21 protein-coding genes are annotated in these 22,556 nt (G+C 64.5%); 14 read left to right on the top strand and 7 right to left on the bottom strand.

The genetic code is table 11. The features are described from left to right. Positions 1-21: 21 nt before the first annotated feature. Positions 22-798: an enoyl-CoA hydratase-related protein gene (locus VGG47_RS06790; RefSeq protein ID WP_331536753.1), complete on the bottom strand. Its 777-nt coding sequence runs from the start codon at positions 796-798 to the stop codon at positions 22-24. A 126-nt stretch (positions 799-924) separates the two neighbouring features. On the opposite strand from VGG47_RS06790, the gene VGG47_RS06795 reads away from it, so the two are divergent. Genes VGG47_RS06795 through VGG47_RS06810 form a run of 4 tightly spaced genes read left to right on the top strand, consistent with a single transcriptional unit; the run spans position 925 to position 3,901 of the window. After that, positions 925-1,956, top strand: a complete 1,032-nt coding sequence (locus VGG47_RS06795; protein WP_331536756.1) for an aspartate-semialdehyde dehydrogenase — start codon at positions 925-927, stop codon at positions 1,954-1,956. A gap of 4 nt (positions 1,957-1,960) precedes the next feature. Then, positions 1,961-2,815 carry a dimethylarginine dimethylaminohydrolase family protein gene (locus VGG47_RS06800; RefSeq protein ID WP_331536759.1) on the top strand — a complete coding sequence of 285 codons (855 nt, stop codon included), beginning with the start codon at positions 1,961-1,963 and terminating at the stop codon, positions 2,813-2,815. A gap of 44 nt (positions 2,816-2,859) precedes the next feature. Next, positions 2,860-3,483, top strand: a complete 624-nt coding sequence (locus tag VGG47_RS06805; protein ID WP_331536761.1) for a glutathione S-transferase family protein — start codon at positions 2,860-2,862, stop codon at positions 3,481-3,483. 1 nt (position 3,484) lies between these two features. Then, positions 3,485-3,901: a DUF1810 domain-containing protein gene (locus tag VGG47_RS06810; RefSeq protein WP_331536763.1), complete on the top strand. Its 417-nt coding sequence runs from the start codon at positions 3,485-3,487 to the stop codon at positions 3,899-3,901. Positions 3,902-4,011: 110 nt separating this feature from the next. Here the strand turns inward: VGG47_RS06810 and VGG47_RS06815 are convergent, their stop codons facing one another. Next, a complete protein-coding gene (locus VGG47_RS06815; protein WP_331536765.1) occupies positions 4,012-5,970 on the bottom strand; it encodes a methyl-accepting chemotaxis protein in 1,959 nt (652 codons plus the stop codon). A 447-nt stretch (positions 5,971-6,417) separates the two neighbouring features. After that, positions 6,418-7,581: a ribonuclease D gene (rnd, locus tag VGG47_RS06820; RefSeq protein WP_331536767.1), complete on the bottom strand. Its 1,164-nt coding sequence runs from the start codon at positions 7,579-7,581 to the stop codon at positions 6,418-6,420. A gap of 59 nt (positions 7,582-7,640) precedes the next feature. Between rnd and aspS the strand changes: the two genes are divergently transcribed. From aspS to eda, 7 genes are all read left to right on the top strand, one after another. Beyond that, on the top strand, positions 7,641-9,437 hold the full coding sequence (gene aspS / locus VGG47_RS06825; protein WP_331536769.1) for an aspartate--tRNA ligase: 1,797 nt from the start codon (positions 7,641-7,643) through the stop codon (positions 9,435-9,437). A gap of 225 nt (positions 9,438-9,662) precedes the next feature. Beyond that, positions 9,663-10,463 (top strand): phosphate ABC transporter ATP-binding protein PstB, encoded by an 801-nt coding sequence (gene pstB / locus VGG47_RS06830; protein WP_331536860.1) that lies wholly within the window; start codon positions 9,663-9,665, stop codon positions 10,461-10,463. A 20-nt stretch (positions 10,464-10,483) separates the two neighbouring features. Beyond that, positions 10,484-11,203: a phosphate signaling complex protein PhoU gene (gene phoU / locus VGG47_RS06835; protein WP_331536771.1), complete on the top strand. Its 720-nt coding sequence runs from the start codon at positions 10,484-10,486 to the stop codon at positions 11,201-11,203. Between the two features lie 17 nt (positions 11,204-11,220). Continuing rightward, on the top strand, positions 11,221-11,934 hold the full coding sequence (phoB, locus tag VGG47_RS06840; RefSeq protein ID WP_331536773.1) for a phosphate regulon transcriptional regulator PhoB: 714 nt from the start codon (positions 11,221-11,223) through the stop codon (positions 11,932-11,934). Between the two features lie 187 nt (positions 11,935-12,121). Further along, the gene (zwf, locus tag VGG47_RS06845; RefSeq protein WP_331536775.1) at positions 12,122-13,600 is read left to right on the top strand and encodes a glucose-6-phosphate dehydrogenase; all 1,479 of its coding nucleotides are present in this window, start codon (positions 12,122-12,124) and stop codon (positions 13,598-13,600) included. A gap of 162 nt (positions 13,601-13,762) precedes the next feature. Continuing rightward, the gene (edd, locus tag VGG47_RS06850; RefSeq protein ID WP_331536777.1) at positions 13,763-15,604 is read left to right on the top strand and encodes a phosphogluconate dehydratase; all 1,842 of its coding nucleotides are present in this window, start codon (positions 13,763-13,765) and stop codon (positions 15,602-15,604) included. After that, positions 15,601-16,236, top strand: a complete 636-nt coding sequence (gene eda / locus VGG47_RS06855; protein WP_331536779.1) for a bifunctional 4-hydroxy-2-oxoglutarate aldolase/2-dehydro-3-deoxy-phosphogluconate aldolase — start codon at positions 15,601-15,603, stop codon at positions 16,234-16,236. Before edd ends, eda begins: the two co-directional genes overlap by 4 nt. Positions 16,237-16,289: 53 nt before the next feature. On the opposite strand, the gene tsaA is transcribed toward eda, so the two are convergent. The 4 genes from tsaA to VGG47_RS06875 all read right to left on the bottom strand — a co-directional run bounded on the left by tsaA (position 16,290) and on the right by VGG47_RS06875 (position 19,136). Beyond that, positions 16,290-16,778: a tRNA (N6-threonylcarbamoyladenosine(37)-N6)-methyltransferase TrmO gene (tsaA, locus tag VGG47_RS06860; RefSeq protein WP_331536781.1), complete on the bottom strand. Its 489-nt coding sequence runs from the start codon at positions 16,776-16,778 to the stop codon at positions 16,290-16,292. Positions 16,779-16,824: 46 nt separating this feature from the next. Next, the gene (locus tag VGG47_RS06865; protein ID WP_331536783.1) at positions 16,825-17,115 is read right to left on the bottom strand and encodes a CBU_0592 family membrane protein; all 291 of its coding nucleotides are present in this window, start codon (positions 17,113-17,115) and stop codon (positions 16,825-16,827) included. 159 nt (positions 17,116-17,274) lie between these two features. Then, positions 17,275-18,381: an NAD(P)/FAD-dependent oxidoreductase gene (locus VGG47_RS06870; protein ID WP_331536785.1), complete on the bottom strand. Its 1,107-nt coding sequence runs from the start codon at positions 18,379-18,381 to the stop codon at positions 17,275-17,277. Next, on the bottom strand, positions 18,378-19,136 hold the full coding sequence (locus tag VGG47_RS06875) for an alpha/beta fold hydrolase (protein WP_331536787.1): 759 nt from the start codon (positions 19,134-19,136) through the stop codon (positions 18,378-18,380). Before VGG47_RS06875 ends, VGG47_RS06870 begins: the two co-directional genes overlap by 4 nt. Positions 19,137-19,205: 69 nt before the next feature. On the opposite strand from VGG47_RS06875, the gene VGG47_RS06880 reads away from it, so the two are divergent. The 3 genes from VGG47_RS06880 (at position 19,206) to VGG47_RS06890 (ending at position 22,538) form a co-directional block, all read left to right on the top strand. Further along, positions 19,206-20,417 (top strand): O-antigen ligase family protein, encoded by a 1,212-nt coding sequence (locus VGG47_RS06880; protein ID WP_331536789.1) that lies wholly within the window; start codon positions 19,206-19,208, stop codon positions 20,415-20,417. Beyond that, complete coding sequence (locus VGG47_RS06885; RefSeq protein ID WP_331536791.1) at positions 20,414-21,394, top strand: beta-propeller fold lactonase family protein; 981 nt, start codon at positions 20,414-20,416, stop codon at positions 21,392-21,394. Before VGG47_RS06880 ends, VGG47_RS06885 begins: the two co-directional genes overlap by 4 nt. 193 nt (positions 21,395-21,587) lie before the next feature. After that, positions 21,588-22,538, top strand: a complete 951-nt coding sequence (locus VGG47_RS06890) for a sterol desaturase family protein (RefSeq protein WP_331536793.1) — start codon at positions 21,588-21,590, stop codon at positions 22,536-22,538. Positions 22,539-22,556 lie beyond the last annotated feature (18 nt).

Raw genomic sequence — 22,556 nt, forward strand, 5'->3', positions numbered from 1 at the left:
AAGTAGGCTTCACTTTGCCTTCTACTTGTTGAACACTGCCGGGCGCTTTTCCGCGAAGGCTCGGATTCCTTCCGCAAAATCGGCGCTGCGTCCCAGCGCCTGCTGGGTGTCGCGTTCCCACGCCAGTTGCGCATCCAGCCCGTTCACCGCGGCGGCGGCAAAGGCCCGCTTCGTCGCCGCCATCGCGCCGGCGGGCTTGTCCGCCAGAGCCTTGGCCATCGCCAGCGCCTCGGCGGGCAGATGCTCGTCGTCGAACAGTTTCCACACCAGCCCCATCGCCTCGGCCTGCGCCGCGGTCAGGGTCTCGCCCAGCATGGCCAGCGCCCGCGCTCTGCCCTCGCCCACCAAACGCGGCAGAAAATATGTGCCGCCGGCATCGGGAACCAGGCCGATGCGGATAAAGGCCTGGGAGAAATTCGCTGAGCGGGCGGCGATTACGATATCCGCCGCGAGCGCGAGGTTCATCCCCGCCCCCGCCGCCACGCCGTTCACCGCGCACAGGATCGGCTTGCCCATGGAGCGCATGCGCCGCACCAGCGGGTTGTAGGATGCCTCCAGCGCGGCCCCGAGATCCGGCGGCGTGGCACCGAAATTCTGCTGCAGGTCGGCGCCGGCGCAAAACCCCCGCCCCGCCCCGGTCAACAGCACCGCGCGCACCGCCGGATCGGCCTCGGCGGCGGCAAAAGCCTCGTTCAGCGCAGTCAGTAGCGCCGCGTCCAGCGCGTTGAGCCGTTCCGGGCGGTTGAGCACCAGACGCCGCACCGCGCCTTCAGTTTCCACCAAAAGATTTGTTGTCATTTCCGTCCCCTTACGTTTACGGTAAGGCTGCCAGACTCGCCCTTCCCTGGCAATCCAGGCTTTCCCTTGCCTTGCCCTTCCTTTGGCTTTACTCAACCTCCGGCTTTTCATTTCGGAGTTTTCGCCATGTCTTTCAGGGTTGCGGTTGTCGGTGCCACCGGTGCGGTCGGACGCGAGATCCTCAAAACCCTCGCTGAACGGAATTTTCCGGTCTCGGAGGTTGCCGCCCTGGCTTCCGCCCGCTCCGCCGGCCAGCAGGTCTCCTTCGGCGAAGATAAAGTTCTGACGATCCAAAACCTCGACACCTTCGACTTCACCGGCTGGGATATCGCGCTGTTCTCCCCCGGGGCCTCGATTTCGGCGGTGCATGCGCCGCGCGCCGGCGCCGCGGGCTGCATCGTCATCGACAACACCTCGCAGTTCCGCATGGATCCTGACGTGCCGCTGGTGGTGCCGGAGGTGAACCCTGAGGCGATCGCCCAGTTCAAAAAGCGCAACATCATCGCCAACCCGAACTGCTCGACGATCCAGATGGTCGTGGCGCTGAAGCCGCTGCACGACAAGTTCAAGATCAAGCGCGTGGTGGTCGCCACCTACCAGTCGGTCTCGGGCGCCGGCAAGGAAGGCATGGACGAGCTGCACGCCAACACCAAGGTGCACTACGTCAACGACCGCAACGCCCCGCAAGTGTTCCAGAAGGACATCGCCTTCAACGTGATCCCGCAGATCGACGTGTTCATGGAAGACGGCGCCACCAAGGAAGAGTGGAAGATGGCGGTCGAGACCAAGAAGATCCTCGACCCGAACATCGCCGTAATCGCCACCTGCGTGCGCGTGCCGGTGTTCATCGGCCATTCCGAGGCGGTGCATGTGGAGTTCGAAAACCCGATCACGGTGAACGAGGCCCGCGCCGCCCTGCGCAACGCCCCCGGCGTGGTGCTGCAGGACCAGCGGACCGACGGCGGCTACATCACCCCGATCGAGTGCAAGGGCGAAGATGCCGTGTTTGTCTCGCGCGTCCGCAAGGACCCGACGGTGGAGAACGGCCTGGCCTTCTGGTGCGTCTCGGACAACCTGCGCAAGGGTGCGGCGCTGAACGCGGTGCAGATCGCCGAAGTGCTGGTGGCGCAGAACATGCTGCGCGCTCGGGCGGCATAAAGCCGTGCGCTGGCGGGTCGAATCAGAGACAGGGCGCCTCACCGACGTCCTGCTTTGCCGGCCCGTTCATTACTGCTGGGTCGACACCAATGCCGTCATCCATGCCACGCTGGCGACGGGTGCCGTTCTTGATCACGCCGGGCTGCAGGCGCAGTACCGGGAGCTGGAGGCGGCGCTGACTGAGGCCGGCGTTGCCCTGCACTACACCGTTCCCGAACCGCATCTGCCCTATCAGGTCTATACGCGGGATTCCTCGCAGACCACGCCCTGGGGGCCGGTCCTCACCCAGCTCGCCATGCCGCAGCGGCGCAGCGAATATGCCTCGGTGCTGGAGTTTCACGCGCCTTATGGCGGGTTCCACAAATACGCCAGCGCCGGGACGCTCGAGGGCGGCGATATCCATATCATCCGGCCGGGGCTTCTGGTCGTGGGCTATTCCGGCGTCCGCACCAATGAGGCCGGGGCGCGGCAATTCGCGGGATTTTTCTCGACGCAGGACTGGGAGGTGAGGCTGGTCCACTTCCCCGCGCATTTTCTGCACCTGGACGTGCTGTTCTGCATGGCCACCCCGCACCTCGCGGTCGCCTGCGTCGACGTGCTGGGCGAGGAATTTTGCACCTTTCTCGCCGAGCGGAAGATCAAGTGCATCCGTGCCAGCTATTCGGAAGTGATGGCGTTGTCCTGCAACCTGCTGGCGCTGGGCGACGGACGGGTGATTTCGCCGGCGCACTCCAAGCGCATCAACGCCGCCTTGCGCGCCGAGGGGATCGTGGTTCTGGACCCGGCGTTGGAGCAATTCGCCCGCGGCGGCGGCTCGGCACATTGCCTGACCATGCCGCTGTCGCGCGCGCCCGTTTAGCGCTACACTCCAGCCCACCTCAAACCTTACCGAGGGAGCGTCAGATGGAGCTGGTTTTCTACACCAACCCGATGTCGCGCGGACGCATCGTCCGCTGGATGCTGGAAGAAATCGGGTACCCCTACCGGACTGAAATTCTGCACCTTGCCGCGGGCGATGCAAAAACGCCGGAATTTCTGGCGATCAACCCGATGGGCAAGGTCCCGGCGATCCGCCTCGGCGACACGGTGGTGACCGAGACCGCCGCCATCGTCGCCTATCTCGCCGACGTGTTTCCCGAGGCCGAGCTCGCCCCGCTGGCCACCGACCCGCGCCGTGGCGCCTATTTCCGTTGGCTGTTCTTCGGCGCCGGGCCGCTCGAGGCCGCGATCACCAACAAACGCTTCAGCTTCACCATTCCGCCCGAGCATGCGAGGTTCTGCGGCTATGGCAGCTTTGAGACGGTGATGGACATGATGGAATACGCCGTGACGCAGTCATCCTACCTTGCCGGCGACCAATTCACCGCCGCGGACATCTATTGCGGCGCCATGCTCGGCTTCGGCCTGCGCTTCGAGCTGGTCGAAAAACGCCCTGCCTTCACAAAATACTGGGCGCATATCAACGCCCGACCCGCAGCACTCCGCGCCGCCGAAATCGACGACGCGCTGCTGCCCAAGGCAGCCTAGCTTGGCGGACAGCTTCGACCTGGAACGGTTCGTCACCGCCCAGGCGCCAATCTTCGCCGCCGTGCACGCAGAGCTCGCCGCCGGCGCCAAGCGCACGCACTGGATGTGGTTCATCTTCCCGCAGCTCGCCGGGCTGGGGACAAGCCGAATGTCGCAGACCTACGCCATTTCGGGCCGCGACGAGGCAACGGCCTATCTCGCCCACAAGCTGCTCGGCCCGCGTCTGCTGGACTGCACAAGGCTGGTCCTGGCCGTGCCGGACAAATCCGCCACCGACATTCTCGGCCCCGTCGACGCCGCGAAGTTTCGGTCCTGCATGACGCTGTTCGCACAGGTGTCCGCGGCCCCGGAATTCGCCGCAGCGCTGCAGAAATATTTCGACGGCAGCCCCGACCCGGCGACGCTTGCCGGTCTGTAAGGAAGCAGCCGCTTTTTGAAAAAAGCGGCGCAAAAATTTTTTTTATGCTGGGCCATGGGCTGTGTCGGCGACACGCCCATGGCCCTTTCGCTTGCCTTAAACGCTGATGATCAGAACTCGCGCCAGTCCTCCGCCGCGCCGGCCACGGCCGGCTGCTTCGCCTCATCCTGGCGGGGCAGCATGGCGACCTTGTTCGCGGACGTGGTCACGACGCGCTTCTTCGGCGGCGTCTTAGGAACGGCCCGCTTGAGCACCGGTGCCGCAACGCTCTCGCCGATGCGGAACTGCCCCACGAGACGGACGAGTTCATGGGCTTCGCCGGAGAGGCCGTGGCTCGCCGCGGTCGCCTGCTCGACCATCGCCGCGTTCTGCTGCGTCACCTGATCCATCTGGTTGACCGCGGCATTCACCTCGCCGAGCCCGGTTGCCTGCTCCTTGGCCGAGGCCGCCAGCTCCACCACCAACCCGTTCAGCTGCGTCACTTGCGTCACGATCCGGCCCAGCGCGTTGCCAGTCTCGCTCACCAGCTTCACCCCGGTCTCCACCTGCTGGCCGGAAGCTGAAATCAGCGTCTTGATCTCCTTCGCCGCATCGGCCGAGCGCTGCGCGAGTGCCCGCACCTCGGTTGCCACCACCGCGAAGCCGCGCCCGGCATCGCCGGCGCGCGCCGCTTCCACGCCCGCATTGAGCGCCAGAAGATTGGTCTGGAAGGCGATCTCGTCGATCACACCGATGATGTTGGCGATCTGCTTGGACGAGGATTCGATCCCGTCCATGGCTCCCACCGTCTGGCGCACCACGTCGCCGGAACGTTCCGCATCGGTCTTCGAAGTCGACACCAGATCCCGCGCCTCGTTCGCCACTTCGGCGGTGCGGCGCACCGTCGCGGTGATCTGGTCCAGCGCCGCCGCGGTCTCTTCCAGGCTCGCCGCCTGCTGCTCGGTGCGCCGCGACAAATCATCCGAAGCCTGGGTGATTTCCTCTGCCCCCGACCGCACGCCCTGGGTGTTGACAGCGATCGACTGCATCGTCCCCTGCAACGTCTCCATCGCTGCGTTGAAATCGCCGCGCAGCTTTTCGTACTCGCTCGAGAACGCCTCGGTCAGGCGGAACAGCAGATCGCCGTTGGAGAGTTTTTCCAGCCCTGTGGCGACCGAATGCACGACGAATTCCTGCTGCTTGGCCGCCGCCGCGCGCTCAGCTTCCGTGCGCTGACGCTCCTGTTCAGCCGCCGCGCGCTGGGCCGTGGCTTCCGCCTCGAGGCGCTGCTTCTCGATGCCGGCCTCCTTGAACACCTCCACCGCGCGGGCCATGCCGCCGATTTCGTCCCTACGGTCCGTCCCGGTGACCCTGGCTTGCAAATCTCCGCCGGCAAGCTTGCCCATCACCCCCTGCAGCCCTTGGATCGGCGACACGACCCAGCCGCGGACCGCGAAGAAGCCGCCCAGCATGATCACCACAAGGCCGCCAAGAATCAGGATAAAGGTCGTGATGACCGTGTTATGCGCCGTCACTGCCAGCGAGGCGGCGACAGATGTGTTCACGTTCGCTATCCGGTCCTGCAGTGTTCTCACATCGAGCACCAGAGAGGGAAATTGCGGCGCGCACTGACTGAGATAAGCGGCTTGCGAAGCCGTGATTTCAGCGGGCGTCGTGGCTGACGAGCCCAACTGAATCGAATTGGCGCAAGCACCGTCGACGGCCTGCAAGGTGCGCGATTTCAACTCCACCATATCGGCGGCATTGGCAGGAACAATAGCGGCAGCAGCAGCCTGATCCATGAATTGGCTAAACCTGCCCTTGAAATCCGCGATGCCGGCGAGATCCGTCTGATTTTCCGCAGCCGTGTTGTCGAGCATCAATTGCGCGATGTGGTCGAGCATGGCGTGAATGTCTGAGTTGGCGTTAGCCAGGTCTATCTCAGCCGCGGTCGGGCCGTCTCTGAGATGAGTGTACTCAGAATTGATGGAGGTTATCTGGCTCGTCGCATAGAATGCGACAGCGATGACAAACACGCCAAAGATACCCAGGACTGCCAGAAATTTACTGACAATGGGAAGATTTTTCATACGCAACTCCTAATGATCGAGATGCCTTTCAAGCATCTGATGAAGCCGATCGAGGCGTTGTCGCTTTGTGAAGGTCACCAGCCTCGATAGTTAAAGGCCCTTAACCTTACGTTGAAAAAATTGTCACTTGGGCAACCGGGCATGTTAGCTATGCAATAACACCGGTTAATGGCTCTATCGCCCTGAACGTGGCGGCATCGCTACGGCCAGGTTAGGCGTCAGACATTATGATGCCCTTCGATAACCATACTGAAAGCATGCTTATGCGCCGCCTGGAGCGATACGGCTGGAAATCGCATCGCGGAACGCAAGGGAAGGCTTCTTTTTGTGAACAAAAAGAAGCAAAAAAACTTTGTTAACCTGGGCCATAGGCGTTGTCGCCGACACCGCCCATGGCCCAGCGGAGCAAAAAATTTTGCGCCGCTTTTTTAAAAGCGGCCGCTCGCCTTAAACGCTAACGATTTTCACCCGCTTGCCCTGGGCCGACAGCGCGATCTCGCCGCGGATCAGCCGCAGCGCGTCTTCGCCGAACATCTCGCGCCGCCAGCCTTGCAGCGCCGGGTTCTCCGCCGTCTCGTCCAGCGCCATCGCCTCGACATCCTCGGAACTCGCCACCAGCCGGGGTGCTACGTTGTTCTGCTCCGCCACCGCGTTCAGCAGCACTTTCAGCAGCGCCACCAAGGCCGGGCTGGCCCGTGGCGTGTCGCGGCTACGCTCCGAGCGGGGCAGTTGCTCATCAGACAGCGCCTTCGCAGCCGAGATCGCCGCCAGCAGCGACTGGCCGGACTTGCCTTGGGCAAACCCCATGGTGATGCCCCGCGCCTTGGACAGCGCCTCGGCGTCGCCGGGGGCCAGCGCCGCGATTTCCGGCACCTGCTCGTCGCGGACCAGGCGCTGGCGGGGAACGTTGACCCGCTGCGCCTCGCGCTCGCGCCAGGCGGCGATGGCCTGGACGATCGCCAGCTGCCGGCGGTTGCTGGTGCGCAGCTTCAATCGCTCCCAGGCGCGCTCCGGGTCCACCCGATAGGTGGAGGGATCGGCCAGGGAGGCCATCTCCTGCGCCACCCAGTCAAGCCGCCCGTCGACGCGCAGCCTGGCCGTCAATTTCTCATAAACCGTGCGCAGATGCGTCACGTCCGCCGCAGCATAGTCCACCTGCGCCTTGGTCAGCGGCCGCGCCGACCAGTCGGAGAAGCGGTGCGCCTTGTCGATGTGCCCGCCGGTCAGCGCCGAGACCAGCGCGTCATAGCCCACCTGGTCGCCGAACCCGGCCACCATCGCCGCCACCTGCGTGTCGAACAGGTTTTCCGGCACCGCGCCGAACAGGAGCAGGAAAATCTCCACGTCCTGGCGGCAAGCATGAAACACCTTGACCACATCCGGCTTGGCCAGCAGCGCCCCCAGCGGGGCCAGATCGATGCCTTTCGCCTGCGCGTCCACCACCGCGACATCGCCCTCACCGGCCAGCTGCACCAGGCAGAGCTCCGGATAATAGGTTTTTTCGCGCATGAATTCGGTGTCGACGGTGACGAATTCCTCAGCCCCGAGGCGTTCGCAGAGGGCGGCGAGTTCGGCGGTGGTGGTGATAAAAGCGGTCTCAGTGGCGTTCATGCCTTCCCTTAATCATCCCCTGGCTTGACAGGGAAGAGGGCGCGGTTTCTTTCCGGCTCATGGAAACACTTCATGCCTACCGCTCGCATCACTGCGCCGCCCTGAACGCCGAGCATATCGGCCAGACCGCCCGGCTTTCCGGCTGGGTTCACGCCAAGCGCGACCATGGCGGTCTGCTGTTCATCGACCTGCGCGACCATTTCGGTCTCACCCAATGCGTGTTCGCCAGCGGCTCCGCCTCGTTCGCGGCGGCTGACGCGGTGCGCGTCGAGTCGGTGATCACCGTCACCGGGACCGTGGTCGAGCGGGCGCCCGGCACCAGCAACCCGAAACTGCCGACCGGGGCGATCGAGCTGCGGGTGGAGCGCCTGGAGCTGCAGTCCGGCGCCGACGTGCTGCCGATCCAGGTGGCGGGCCATGAGAATTATCCCGACGAGCTGCGCCTCAAATACCGCTTCCTGGATTTGCGCCGCGAGCAGGTGCACAAGAATATCATCCTCCGCGCCGGCGTGATCGCCTCCTTCCGGCGGCGCATGATCGAGTCCGGCTTCACCGAATTCCAGACGCCGATCCTCACCGCCTCCTCGCCTGAGGGCGCCCGTGACTTCCTGGTCCCGTCTCGCAACCACCCGGGCAAATTCTACGCCCTGCCGCAGGCCCCGCAGCAGTTCAAGCAGCTGCTCATGGTCGCCGGCTTCGACCGTTATTTCCAGATCGCCCCCTGCTTCCGCGACGAGGCGTCCCGCGCCGACCGCTCGCCCGGCGAGTTCTACCAGCTCGACTTCGAGATGAGTTTTGTCACGCAGGAAGATGTCTTCAACACGATCGAACCGGTGATCGCGGGCGTCTTCGAGGAATTTGCGAACGGCCGCGGCGTGACCAAGCCGCCGTTCGTGCGTATTCCTTACGATGAGGCGCTGCTGAAATACGGCTCCGACAAGCCCGACCTGCGCAACCCGATCGTCATCTCCGACGTCACCGAGGCCTTCCGCGGTTCGGGGTTCGGCCTGTTCGCGCGCATCATCGAAGGCGGCGGCATCGTCCGCGCCATCCCGGCGCCGGGTGCTGGGGCCAATCCCCGCTCCTTCTTCGACAAGCTGAACGAGTGGGCGCGCGCCGAGGGCGCCGGCGGGCTCGGCTACATCACCTTCTCGGAAGCCGGTCCGCAGGGGCCGATCGCCAAGAATCTCGACCCGGAACGCGCCGAACAAATCCGCGTGACCTGTGGGCTGAAACCCGGCGACGCCGTGTTCTTCGCCGCCGGCAAGGAGCTGGACGCGGCAAAGTTCGCCGGCACGGTGCGCACCAAGCTCGGCAACGATCTCGGCCTGATCAACGCCAAGGATTTTCGCTTCTGCTGGATCGTCGACTTCCCGATGTACGAGTATGACGAGGAGCTCAAGCAGGTCGTCTTCTCGCACAACCCGTTCTCGATGCCGCAAGGCGGGCTCGAGGCGCTCGAGACCCAGGACCCGCTGACCATCAAGGCGTTCCAGTACGACATCGTCTGCAACGGCATCGAACTTTCCTCCGGCGCGATCCGCAACCACCGCCCGGACATCATGCTGAAAGCCTTCGAGATCGCCGGCTACGGGCCGGAAGAGGTGGAAGCCCGCTTCGGCGGCATGCTCAACGCCTTCCGCTACGGCGCCCCGCCGCATGGCGGCTCGGCGCCGGGCATCGACCGCATCGTCATGCTGCTGGCCGACGAGCCGAACATCCGCGAGGTCATCGCCTTCCCGCTCAACCAGCAGGGCGAGGACCTGATGATGGGCGCCCCGGCCCCGGTGCTGCCGGGCCGCCTCAAGGAACTCTCCATCGCGCTGGCTTTGCCGCCGAAAGTGGTGAAGGGCTAAAATAACAAATCGCGGCTCTCTCTCAGCTGGGAGAGCCGCGATTTTTGCGGTTGACGCCGGCCTGTTAGAACCCAACCTTGCGCACAAGCCGGCGCAAGCGACGTCGCAAGCAGCGCCATCAGACGACCAGGGCACCATCGTCTGTCATCAAAGCTTCACGATACCGTCATCGTACTGTCACACAACAGGCCTAAGGAAGCGCCCATGGAATTAGCGAATCACCCGATGCAGGAAGCGCCGGCTTCTGGCACGTTTCCTGACGCTCCTCCGGACAATGTCCGCGTCTCCATTCGCAACCTGAATTTCTATTACGGGGCGACGCACGCGCTGAAGAACGTCACGATCGATTATATCGACCGGCAGACGACGGCGATGATCGGTCCCTCCGGCTGCGGCAAGTCCACGCTGCTGCGCGTGCTCAACCGCATGTACGATCTCTATCCCGGCCAACGCGCCGAGGGCGAGGTGCTGATCGGCGGCCAGAACATCGTCGCCCCCGGCCAGAACCTCACGCAGCTGCGCCGCCGCGTCGGCATGGTGTTTCAGAAACCCACCCCATTCCCCAAATCCATCTACGAGAACGTCGTGTTCGGCGTCCGCCTGCACGAAAAACTCTCGAAGGCGGATATGGATGAGCGCGTGGAATGGTCGCTGACCCGCGCCGCGCTCTGGAACGAAGTGAAGGACCGGTTGCACACCTCCGCGCTCGGCCTCTCCGGCGGCCAGCAGCAGCGCCTCTGTATCGCCCGCTCGATCGCCGTGCGGCCTGACGTGCTGCTGCTCGACGAACCGACCAGCGCCCTCGACCCGATCAGCACGCTCAAAATCGAGGAACTGATCGACGAGCTGAAGCGGGACTTCACCATCATCATCGTCACCCACAACATGCAGCAGGCCGGCCGCTGCGCCGATCAGGTGGCGTTCTTCTATCTCGGCGAGCTGGTCGAGGTCGGCCCTTCCAGCCAGATCTTCACCGCCCCGCGCGAGCGCCGCACGCAGGAATACATCACCGGCCGCTTCGGCTAAGATAGGGTTGGGAGAAAACCATGGCCGATGAGACCAAACATATCGTCACGAGCTTCGGGATCGATCTGAAAAAACTGCACGACATGATCGCCGTGATGGGCGGGCTGGTGGAGCGCGCTTTGGCGAACGCCGCCACCGCCCTGCTGGAACGCAATGCCGAGCTCGCCACCCATGTCGTGGAAATGGACCCGGCGATCGACGCCGAGGAACGCGCGGTGGAGCAGTTCGCGGTGCGGTTGCTGGCCTTGCGCCAGCCGGTGGCGGATGACCTGCGCCAGGTGATCCAGGCGCTGAAAGTCGTCACCGATCTCGAGCGCATCGGCGACTACGCCGCCAACATCGCCAAGCGCAGCCTGGTCCTCAACCAGATGGCGAGCAATTTCTCGCTCTCCGGCCTCGCGCAGATGGCCGTGCTGGTGCAGCAGAACCTGAAATCCAGCATCGACGCGGTGGGCGATGCCGACCCGCAGAAGGCGATCGCCGTGTGGCGCGCCGACCAGATGGTGGATGATCTGTACAACACCATCTTCCGCGAACTGATCACCTACATGATGGAGGATGCGCGCAGCATCACCGCCTGCACGCATTTGCTGTTCATCGCCAAAAACCTGGAGCGGATCGGCGACCACACCACCAACGTCGCCGAGTTGACCTATTACGCGGTCACCGGCCAGTCCCTGCCGGATTTCCGGCCGAAAGGCGACCATACCTCCGCCTATCTGCCCCAACAACCAGTATAGCTGAAGATAGCTGAACCATGAGCGATCCGAACAAGCCCTATATCCTGATTGTCGAAGACGAAGTGCCGCTGGTCACCCTGCTCCGTTACAATCTGGAGAAGCAGGGCTTTCGGGTCGAGGATGTCGGCGATGGCGGCGAGGCCCTGACGCGGATCTCCGAAGCCACCCCGGACCTGCTGCTGCTGGACTGGATGCTGCCGACCATGTCCGGCATCGAGGTGTGCCGCCAGCTGCGCCGCCGCCCGACCACACGCTCCTTGCCGATCATCATGCTGACCGCCCGCGCCGACGAGCAGGATTCGGTGCGCGGCCTGGATACCGGCGCCGACGATTACATCACCAAGCCGTTCTCCACCGAGGCGCTGATCGCCCGCGTCCGCGCCCTGCTCCGCCGCGCCGGCGCCGTGCCGACCAAGCTCAAGCTCGCCTTCCACGACATCTCCCTGGACCCGGCCTCACACCGCGTGCTGCGCAACGGCCGCGCGCTGCATCTCGGCCCCACGGAATTCCGCCTGCTGGAATTCTTCCTCCGCCATCCGCGCCGGGTGTTTTCACGCGAGGACGTGCTGAACGCCGTGTGGGGGCGCGACATCCATGTTGAGCCACGTACCGTGGACGTGCATATCCGCCGCCTGCGCAAGGCGATCAACGGCCCCGGCGAGCAGGACATCGTGCGCACCGTGCGCGCGGCGGGTTATGCGCTCGACCTGGAAAGCGCCATCGTCGAATAAAGCAAAAAAGACTTCTTTTTGTGAACAAAAAGAAGCAAAAAAACTTTGCTATGCTGGGTTATGGGCGTTGTCGGCGACACAGCCCATGGCCCAGCATAACAAAAGTTTTTGCGCCGCTTTTCTCAAAAAGCGGCTGCTTAACTTTCCTTGTGTCGCAATTCGTTAAGTCCAGGTCTATACCGGCATCATGACAAGCCGCACGATTCCCGTCTCCCCGTTTGTCTTGATTGTCTTTGGCGCCACCGGCGACCTCGCCCGGCGCAAGCTTTTCCCCGCCATGTTCCACCGCGACATCGCCGGCCAGCTGCCGGAAGCGGTGAACATCATCGGCGTGTCACGCAGCGCCCTGCAGCAGGATTTCACCGCCCAGGCGCGCCAGGCGATCCTGGACCACGTGCCGAAGGCGGAGGTGACGGAACCGGCGCTGGCCTCCTTCCTCAAGCGCGTCACTTACGTGCAGGCCGAGGCCGACAGCGACAAAGGCTGGGCGGAACTGGCGGAGCGCCTTAGCGCTTATCCGGATCGCATCCATGTCTTCTACCTCGCCACCGCGCCGGCCCTGTTCGGGGACATCTGCGAGCGGCTCGGCCGCTTCGGCCTGGCCGGGGACAACGCCCGCGTGGTGGTGGAGAAGCCGATCGGCAAGGACCTCGCCTCGGCCCGCGCCGTGAACGAGGCCGTGGGCAAGGTGTTCCCGGAAGAGCGCGTCTACCGCATCGATCACTATCTTGGCAAAGAGGCGGTGCAGAACCTGCTGGCTTTGCGCTTCGCTAACGCACTGTTCGAGCCGCTCTGGAACGCGGCGCATATCGACCACGTGCAGATCACGGTGGCCGAGAGCTTGGGCGTGGAGGGGCGCGCCGGCTATTATGACACCGCCGGCGCACTGCGCGACATGGTGCAGAATCATATGCTGCAACTGCTCTGTCTGGTGGCGATGGAGCCACCCGCCCGGCTCGACGCCGACGCAGTGCGCGACGAGAAGCTCAAAGTGCTGCGCTCGCTCAACCCCCTGAACAGCGACGCGCTCTGCGCCTTGAATACCGTGCGCGGCCAGTACCGGGCGGGCGCTTCCGCCGGCGGTGCGGTGCCGGGCTATCTGGAAGAGCTTGGCGAAGACTCCAGCACCACGGAAACCTTCGTGGCGCTGAAGGCGGAAATCGGCAACTGGCGCTGGGCCGGCGTGCCCTTCTACCTGCGCACCGGCAAGCGCCTGCCCGCGCGCGTCTCGGAAATCGTCATCACCTTCCGGCCGATCCCGCATTCGGTATTCGAGCCCGCCGCCGGGACGATCGAGCCGAACCGGCTGGTGATCCGCCTGCAGCCCGATGAGGGCGTGCGGCTGTTCATGATGAGCAAGGATCCCGGCCCGGGCGGCATGCGCCTGCGGCTGGTGCCGCTGGACATGAGTTTCGCCGCCGCCTTCCGCGTGCGCAATCCGGACGCCTATGAGCGGCTGGTGCTGGACGTGGTGCGCGGCAACCAGACCTTGTTCATGCGGCGCGACGAGGTCGAGGCCGCCTGGAACTGGATCGACCCGATCCTGCAGGTCTGGGCCGCCGCCACCGAACCGCCCAAAGCCTATACCGCCGGCACCTGGGGGCCGAGTGCTGCGATCGCACTGATCGAGCGCGACGGCCGCACCTGGGTCGAAACGGTGGCGTGAGTTTTGGAAGGGAAGGCTACTTTTTGTGAACAAAAAGTAGCAAAAAAACTTTGCTACTCTGGGTCATGGGCGGTGTCAGCAACAACGCCCATGACCCAGCACAACAAAAGTTTTTGCGCCGCCTTTTTCAAAAAGCGGCTGCTTTCTTAAGGAGGAGCAAAAATGGTCCACAAAATTCTCGCCGAGGTCACGGCGCGCATCGCCGCCCGCAGCGAAGCGGGGCGGACCAGATATCTCCGCCGGATCGAGGCGGCGGCGAGCCAGACACCGCGGCGCCGGGCGCTGGGCTGCGCCAACCAGGCGCATGGTTTCGCCGCCTGCGCGCCGGGTGACAAAGCCAACTTGCGCGCCGGCGACGGCCCCAGCCTCGGCATCGTCACCGCCTATAACGACATGCTCTCCGCCCACCAGCCTTATGAGCGTTTTCCCGAGCTGATCCGCGCTGCCGCGCGGGAGGCCGGCGGCGTGGCGATGGTGGCGGGTGGCGTGCCGGCGATGTGCGACGGCGTGACCCAGGGCGAGGCCGGCATGGAGCTCTCGCTGTTCTCGCGCGATGTGATCGCGCTTGCCACCGCCGTCGCGCTCTCGCACCAGACCTTCGATGCCGCCGTGTATCTTGGCATCTGCGACAAGATCGTGCCGGGCCTGGTGATCGGCGCGCTCTCCTTCGGGCATCTGCCGTCAGTGTTCATCCCCGCCGGACCGATGACCTCGGGCCTGCCGAACGACGAGAAATCCCGCATCCGCCAGCTTTACGCCGAGGGCAAGGTCAGCCGCGACGAACTGCTGGAGGCGGAGGCGAAATCCTATCATGGCCCCGGCACCTGCACCTTCTACGGCACCGCCAACACCAACCAGATGCTGATGGAGATCATGGGCCTGCATCTGCCAGGTGCCGCCTTCATCAACCCCAACACCCCATTGCGCGACGCGCTGACGCATGAAGCGGCGAAGCGGGCGCTGGCGATGACCGCGCTCGGCAACGACTACACGCCGATCGGCCTGATCCTGGATGAGCGGGCCTTCGCCAATGCCGTGGTCGGCCTGCATGCCACCGGCGGCTCCACCAACCACACGCTGCATCTGGTCGCGATGGCGGCGGCCGGCGGCATCACCCTGACCTGGGACGATTTTGCCGATCTCGCCACGATCACGCCGCTGCTGTGCCACATCTATCCGAGCGGCAAGGCGGACGTGAACCATTTTCACGCCGCCGGCGGCACGGGGTTTGTGATCCGCGAGCTGCTGGAAGACGGGCTGTTGCACGAGGATGTGCGCACCGTGGCGGGCACCGGGCTCGCCGCCTATGCCCGCGAGCCGAGACTGAGCGCAGACAACCGCGTCACATGGGTGCCGGGCGCCGAAAAAACCGGCGATGAAACCGTGTTGCGGGGGACCAAAAATCCGTTCCAGCCGACCGGCGGGCTGGCGGTGCTGGACGGCGTGCTCGGCCGCGCGGTGATGAAGATTTCCGCGGTCGCCCCCGAGCGGCACATCATCGAGGCCCCCGCGAAAATCTTTCATAGCCAGGAAGAGGTGCAAGCCGCCTTCAAGGCGGGCGCGCTCAACCAGGATTTCGTCGCGGTGGTGCGCTTCCAGGGGCCGAAGGCGATCGGCATGCCGGAACTGCACAAGCTGATGCCGCCGCTCGGGGTCCTTCAGGACAAGGGGTTTCGGGTCGCCCTGGTCACTGACGGGCGGATGTCCGGTGCCTCCGGCAAGGTCCCTTCGGCCATCCATGTCACGCCCGAAGCCGCCGAGGGCGGCGCGATCGCGCTGATCGAGGAAGGCGACATCATTCGCCTGGACGCTGTGGCCGGCACGCTGGAGGTAAAGGTGCCCCCGGAAATCTGGGTGACGCGCCAGCCCGCCGAGGCCGATCTCACCGCTTCGCATAGCGGCGTCGGCCGGGAACTCTTTGCCGCCTTCCGCAACGCCGTCAGCTCCGCCGATTCCGGCGCGAGCATTTTCATGGGAAATACTTTCATGGGACAGAATGCATGATCCTCGCCGACATTCTCCGCCTCGCCCCGGTCATTCCCGTCGTCATCATCGACGAGGTGAAGGACGCCGTGCCGCTCGCCCGCGCGCTGGTGAAAGGCGGACTGCCGGTGATCGAGGTGACCTTGCGCACCGGCGCCGGCCTGCAGGCGATCCGCGCCATCGCCGACGAGGTGCCGGAGGCGGTGGTCGGCGTCGGCACCGTGCTGACCGAGGCACAATTCGACAAATCGGTGGCGGCGGGCGCGCAGTTCGCGGTCTCGCCGGGCGCCACCGGCCAGCTGCTGGATGCCGTCTCCGAGGCCGAGGTGCAGTTGCTGCCCGGCGTCGCCACCGCCTCGGAGGCGATGGCGCTGATCGAGCGCGGCTACAAATTCGCCAAATTATTTCCGGCCGAAGCGGCCGGGGGAGCGGCCCTGCTCGCCGCCCTGGCCTCGCCGCTGCCGCAGCTGAAATTCTGCCCGACCGGCGGCGTGACGCTGGAAAGCGCGCCGAAATACCTGAAACTGCCCAACGTGGTCTGCGTCGGGGGCTCCTGGATGGTATCCCGCGCCGCCATCGCCGCCGGTGACTGGGAGTGCATCACCCTGGCCGCCTCCGGCGCCGCCGCCTTGCACGTGCACCGCACGCCTTAGAGTAAAGAAAGGAAGACTACTTTTTGTGAACAAAAAGTAGCAAAAAAACTTTATTAATCTGGGCTCTGGGCGTTGTCTGGGACATCGCCCAGGGGCGAAAACCTGCAGCGGTCGGGTTTGAGGTCGATCAGCGGCGTGCCGTCCAGGCAATCCAGCCCCTGGACGCGCAGGATGTTCCCCTCGATGCCGAGCAGCCGCACTTTCGAGGTGCCGATCGGGTTCGGCCGCACCGGCGAGCGCATCGCGAAGGTGCCGCGCACCGTGCCGTCCTTGGGGCTCTGCAGCACCAGGTCGCGCCGGGACAGGTGCAGCCAGTACAGCACTTCCACAAACTCGTACGCCTCCAGTCCCTGCAGTGCCGGGAGCCAGAGGGGCAGAATTTCGATCTGGCATTCGGGCCCGTCGAGGCGTCCCTGGCGCGGCGTCTCCTTCTTCGACATCCAGGGCGTACGGATGCGGCCGATGAAGGTCAGAGCCGCATCGTTGGGCTCGGGCGGGGTGACGGCGCGCTCGCCGGCACGGAATTCCTGTTCGCTGGCCATGACGGCAGGATAGAGCCGGTCAGGCCCTGCGACAACGGCGTGCGGCTCAGGCCAGACGCCGCACGACATTGCGGATAATCGCGTACAGGCTGACCGAGACCCAGAACACCTCGATGAAAAACGATGGCGTGTTGAAGTGGTATATCAGCGAGAACGCGAGCAGCAGACAGCCGATGATGTTGAACACCGGATAGGCCAGCCCCTGCGTGTTGAGCTTGCCCTGCACGGATAAAAAATACTGCGCCACGACGATGCCCGAGCCGAGCAGGCCGACGTAATCAGGCCCCCGCAGCTCCAGCACGCCCGCCATCACCGTGGCCAAAAATCCGTGATCCATCAGTCTTCCTCATTAAAGCAGCCGCTTTTTGAAAAAAGCGGCGCAAAAACTTTTGTTATGCCGGGCCATGGGCGTTGTCACCGAAAACGCCCATGGCCCAGATTAACAAAGTTTTTTTGCTACTTTTTGTTCACAAAAAGTAGACTTCCTTCCCTTGCCTTACCGAAACCGCATCGGGTCGATCGCCGGGATGATCGCGCCCGCCGGGCCTGGATCCTCTGCCTTGATCATCGCCGCCACCAGCGCCCCGGCCGCGGGTGCCGTCTGGATGCCGTAACCGCCTTGGCCGACGCACCAGAAGAAACCCGGCACGGTATTTTCCCAGCCGAAGACGAGGCTGCGGTCCGGCGAAAACGTCCGCAGGCCCGCCCAGGAATGCTCGACCCGGCGCACGGGAATATCCAGTGCCTGCTGCATGCGGTCGATGCCGATCGCCACGTCCAGCTCGTCCGGCTGCACGTCGTGCGGGGGCATCGGCGTCTCGTCGCAGGGCGTGACCATCAGCCGGGTCCGCGCCTCGGTGCGGATATACCAGTCATGAATGGCGGACTGCACCAGTGGCCAGTGCTCGACCTGATAGGGGGCGGGATCGATGATCGCCGCAGTGCGCCGGCACGGCACCAGGCCGAGCGGCGCGAGGCCGGCGATCCGTGCCACCTCGTCCCCCCAGGCCCCGGCGGCGTTCACGACAATCGGCGCTGAAATGAGCGTGCCGCCGGAGGTCTCCACCTCCCAGGTAGCCCCTTTGCGCTCGATCCGCCCGGCCCGGTTGCGCAGGAGCAAAACACCGCCCGCCTGCCGCGCCCGGCGCAGGAAAAACTGGTGCAGGGCCGCAACATCCATGTCGAAGGCATCGGACTCCACCCCGGCGCGCACGGCGTAGCCCTCGATCAGTGCCGGCACCATCGCCTTCACCTCGGCAAGCGAAATCTCCTCGATGCCGAGTTTCTGGCCGATCAACGTGTCGAGCGCGCCGGCCTGCTCAGGCGGCGCGAGGTAAATGACCTTGCGCCCGACCGCGAGATGGTCGGTGCCGATATCCGCCGGCGGGGCCATATAAAAATCATGCGAGAGACCGGTCAGCACGCGCACGTCGGGCGGGCCGTAATTGCGGATCCAGATGGCGGCGGAGCGCCCTGTGGTGTGATAGCCGGCCTGCTCCTCCGCCTCCACCAGCGCGACGCGGTGCGTGGCGCCGAGATTGGCGGCCACGGTGGCACCGGCGATGCCGGCGCCGATCACGATCACGTCAAAACCATCGCTCATAGGTGCAGGAATCCTTTCAGGCTTGCGATGACCTCCTGCGGCTTTTCGGCGTGCAGCCAGTGGCAGGCCCCCGCCACCGTCTCGCGCTCGGCATTGGGAAACAGCCGGGCGATGGGCGCATCCGCCGCAGGCTGAACATAGTGCGAGTCACCGCCGCGCAGAAACAGGGTCGGGCCGGTATAAGGCTGCATGCCGGGCGGGTCGTCCCAGCGGAGCAGGTTCGGCATCGAAGCGGCGATCTCCTCGAGGCCGATGCGCCAACGCGGCTCAGCCCCCAGCACCAGGTTGTTGAGCAGGAAGGCACGCATCGGCGGTTCTTCCACCACCTGCGCCAAAGCCGCATCCGCCTCATGACGGGCCAGCCCCGGACGCAGCTCGATCGCCTGCATCGCCGCCACATAGGCGTCGTAATCATGGCTGTAACTCACCGGGGCGATGTCCATCACCACCAGCCGCTCGACCATTTGCGGCCGCGTCAGCGCCAATGTCATGGCCGTCTTGCCGCCGAGGGAATGGCCGACGAGGCTCGCTTGGGGCACGCCCAGGCTTTGCATCGTCTCCGCCACATCCGCCGCCATGGTGCCAAAATCCATGGCGCCGTGCGGGCTGTCCCCGTGATTGCGCAGATCCAGGGAGATCACGCGCGCCCCGCTCAGGCTCCGGGCGATGACGCCGAGATTGCGCGCGGCGCCGAACAGGCCATGCAGCAGGACAACCGGCGCGCCCTCGCCGTTCACGATGGAGTTCAAGATCATGGGCACCACCATCGCATTTAACGCAAAAATCTCAAGCAGCGCCGTTTCAATTCGATTGTGAAACAAACCATGCTGATCGCATTGCTGATCCTGGCTTGTGTGTGCGGCCTCGGCCTTATTTGCCGTTTCCCCGCTTTGGCCTGCGCCCTGTGGGTGCTGGCGCTGGAAACCTCACCCGACAACTGGCTCGCTCAAGCGATCGGCGGGCATGCGACCATCATCGCCGTGATGAAGGCATTCGGCCTGCTATTGGCTGCAATGCTGGCGCTGCAAGCCGGGCTGCGGCGGGACCGCTACAATCCCGGCTTCGCGTTTTTCCTGATGTTTTGCACCGGGCTGATGCACGGGCTGTATCCGGGCCTATCGCTGCTCGGTTCGGTGCGCTCGCTGCTCAGCTCGGCGGCGCCGTTTCTGTTCAGTTTTTTGCGCCTGCCCGTGTCGGTGGTGCGCGCGGTGAAGCACGCCGCCATTGCCGGTCCCGCGGTCACGGTCGCCTTCGGCGCGCTGCTGGCGCAGGCCGCGCTCGGCCACATGTACGACATCGAACTAGGCGCCTTGCGGCTCGGCGCCTCGGGCGAGCCGCCCTTCCTCGCCGGCTTCGCGCTGGTCGGCGTCTATGCCGCGCTGATGGAGTTTTTGGAAAGCCGGCGGCACAGAAATCTCGGCCTCGCTGCCCTCAACCTCATCATCATCCTGTTCACCGGGGCGCGGGTGCCGCTGCTGCTTGGTCTGGCACTCACCGTTTCGGTGCTGGCGCAGCAGCGCCGTCTTCAGCTCCTGGCCGCCTTGGGCGCCCTGCTCAGCCTGGCGCTGATGTTCTGGCCCGACCTCACGATTTTCCGCGTGATCGACCTGGCGCGGCTCGGCGAGGTGGAAAATCTCTCCAGCCGCGAGCTGGTCTGGCCGTATTTCCAGCACGCCTTCGCCGCCTCGCCGTTGATCGGCTGGGGCGTCGGTGCCGGAAAAGTGATCATCCCTTTGTCCTCACCGCTCGCAGCGCAGATCGGCACCAATGCGGCGCACGACGAATACTTACGCATCGGCGCGGAAGGCGGGGCGCTCGGCCTCGGCGCCTTGTTGGTCTCCCTCTGGCTCTGGGTGGCGCACGGCAGCGCCGCCCTGGCCCCCGCGCCGCGCCGGCTGATGCGCCTCATCTTCCTCTCCTTCGCCCTTCATTCCGTGACCGACAATACTTTAATCGCAACGACCAGCAGTGTTTTCTTTATCTGGGTCAGCGCGGTCTTCGCAGCCGCACCGGAACGGACTAAACCCGAAACATGATCACCCGCCGCACCACCCTTGGTCTGCCCCTGGCCCTTCTCGCCACCCGCGCCTTCGCCGCCGACGCGCCGCCGCTGGCCATCGTCATGAATTCCGCCGCAGCCTCGGTGAGCGTCATCGACATGACCACCCGCAAAGTGGTGAACACCCTGCCGACCTACCGCGAACCCAGCCACTGGGCGCTGACGCCGGACCGCAAGACCCTCTACGTCGCGGATGCCAGCGGCAACGCGCTGTTCGGCTTCGACCCGGTCACCGCCGCCCCGCTCGGCCATGTCCGCATGGCCGACCCCTACCAGCTCGGCTACACGCCGGACGGGAAATACCTGGTGGTGAACGCGCTGCGCCTCGACCATGTCGACGTCTATGACGCGAAGACGCTCAAGCTGGTGAAGCGCTTTATGCCCGGGTCGATGCCGAGCCATCTCTATTTTTCGCCGGACAGCCGCTGGAGCTTCAACTCCATGCAGGGCGCCGACACGCTTGTCTCCTTCGACCTCACCAACATGACCACCCGCTGGACGGCGCATGTCGGCGACACCCCGGCCGGCGTGCTCTGGCATAACGGAAGGGTGCTGGTCGCGGTGATGGGGGCGAGCGAGGTGGTGGAGCTGGATCCCGAGACCGGCGCGATCACCCGCCGGGTGAAAACCGGCAAGGGCGCGCACAACATTTTTCTTAGCCCCGACCGCTCGGTGCTCTACGTCTCCAACCGGATCGGCGGCTCGCTCAGCGCACTCGACCCGACCACGCTGGAAGTGCGCCGCACCTACCCCCTGCCCGGCTGCGGCCCGGACGATATGGGCATCGCCCCGGACGGCAAGCTCTGGATCGCCCTGCGCTTCGCCGAGGCAGTGGCCGTGATGGACCCGGTCACCGGCGATTACGAATCAATCCCGGTTGGCCGCTCGCCGCACGGCATCTTCCTCAACACCCAGCTGCACCAGCAGGGCAACATCACCGCCGAGCATCTGTAAGTAAGCAGCCGCTTTTTAAAAAAAGCGGCGCAAAAATTTTTGCTCTGCTGGGCCACGGGCGTTGTCCCCGCCAACGCCCATGACCCAGATTAATAAAGTTTTTTGCTACTTTTTGTTCACAAAAAGTAGCCTTCCCTCGCCTTGCCTGCCCTAATCATCTAACTTAGCGCCGTTTCGCCTTTGAGGACGCCGTATGGGACTCGACCGTTTTTTCAGCATCATCGCGGGTTATATCGACCAGTACGCGGTGCTGCCCGTGCTCTATCATTTCGGCTGGATGACCTGGGAGGAGCTGTCATTCGACTGGTGCCTCGTCTGCGTCTACGGCATGTTCGCCGTCATCGTCACTTACGCGGTGTGCTGGCCGCTCGAAGCCTTGTTCCCGGTCGAACGCTGGGCCGACAAAAAGGCCGTCTTCACCGACGTGATCTACACCATTCTCTCCCGGGTCGGCGTGATCCCGGTCGTCACCTTCCTGATCTTCTACCAGCTGCAGACCGCCTTCAGCGGCGCGATCGTCGATGCCGGCTTCATCCCGCCGGATCTGGAAATGGTCTTCCCCTTCCTGTTCGGCCATCCGGTCCTCACCTTCCTGTGCTACGCGCTGATCCTGGACTTCGCCGACTATTGGCGGCACCGGTTCTCGCACACCTACCGCTCCTGGTACGCGCTGCACGCGCTGCATCACGCGCAGCGGCAGATGAGTTTTTGGTCCGATGACCGCAACCATCTGCTCGACGAGGGCATCTCCTTTCTGTGGTTCTTCACCATCGGCCTGGCCATCGGCATTCCGCCGCTGCAATTCCCTCTGCTGATCCTGGCGCTGCGCTTCGTGGAGAGCATGAGCCACGCCAACATCAAGCTGTCCTTCGGGCCGTTCGAGTATTTACTGGTCTCGCCGCGCTTCCACCGCCGCCACCACGCGACCAAGGCGGCGGGCCATCATTCCTGCAACTACGCCGCGGTGTTCCCGATCTGGGACATCATCTTCCGCAGCGCCGACTTCTCCGATGTCTGGCTGCCGACCGGCGACCCGAAAGCCGCCGAGGTGCTGCATTCCGGCAACTATTTCGAACAGCAGTACTGGGGCTTGAAGATGTTCGTTAAGGCGCTGACCCGGCCGCGACGTAAGGCCAAGGCTTAAGAAAAAAGAAAGCAGCCG

The sequence above is a fragment of the Acidocella sp. genome, from assembly GCF_036489515.1.
Classification (GTDB): Bacteria; Pseudomonadota; Alphaproteobacteria; order Acetobacterales; family Acetobacteraceae; genus Acidocella.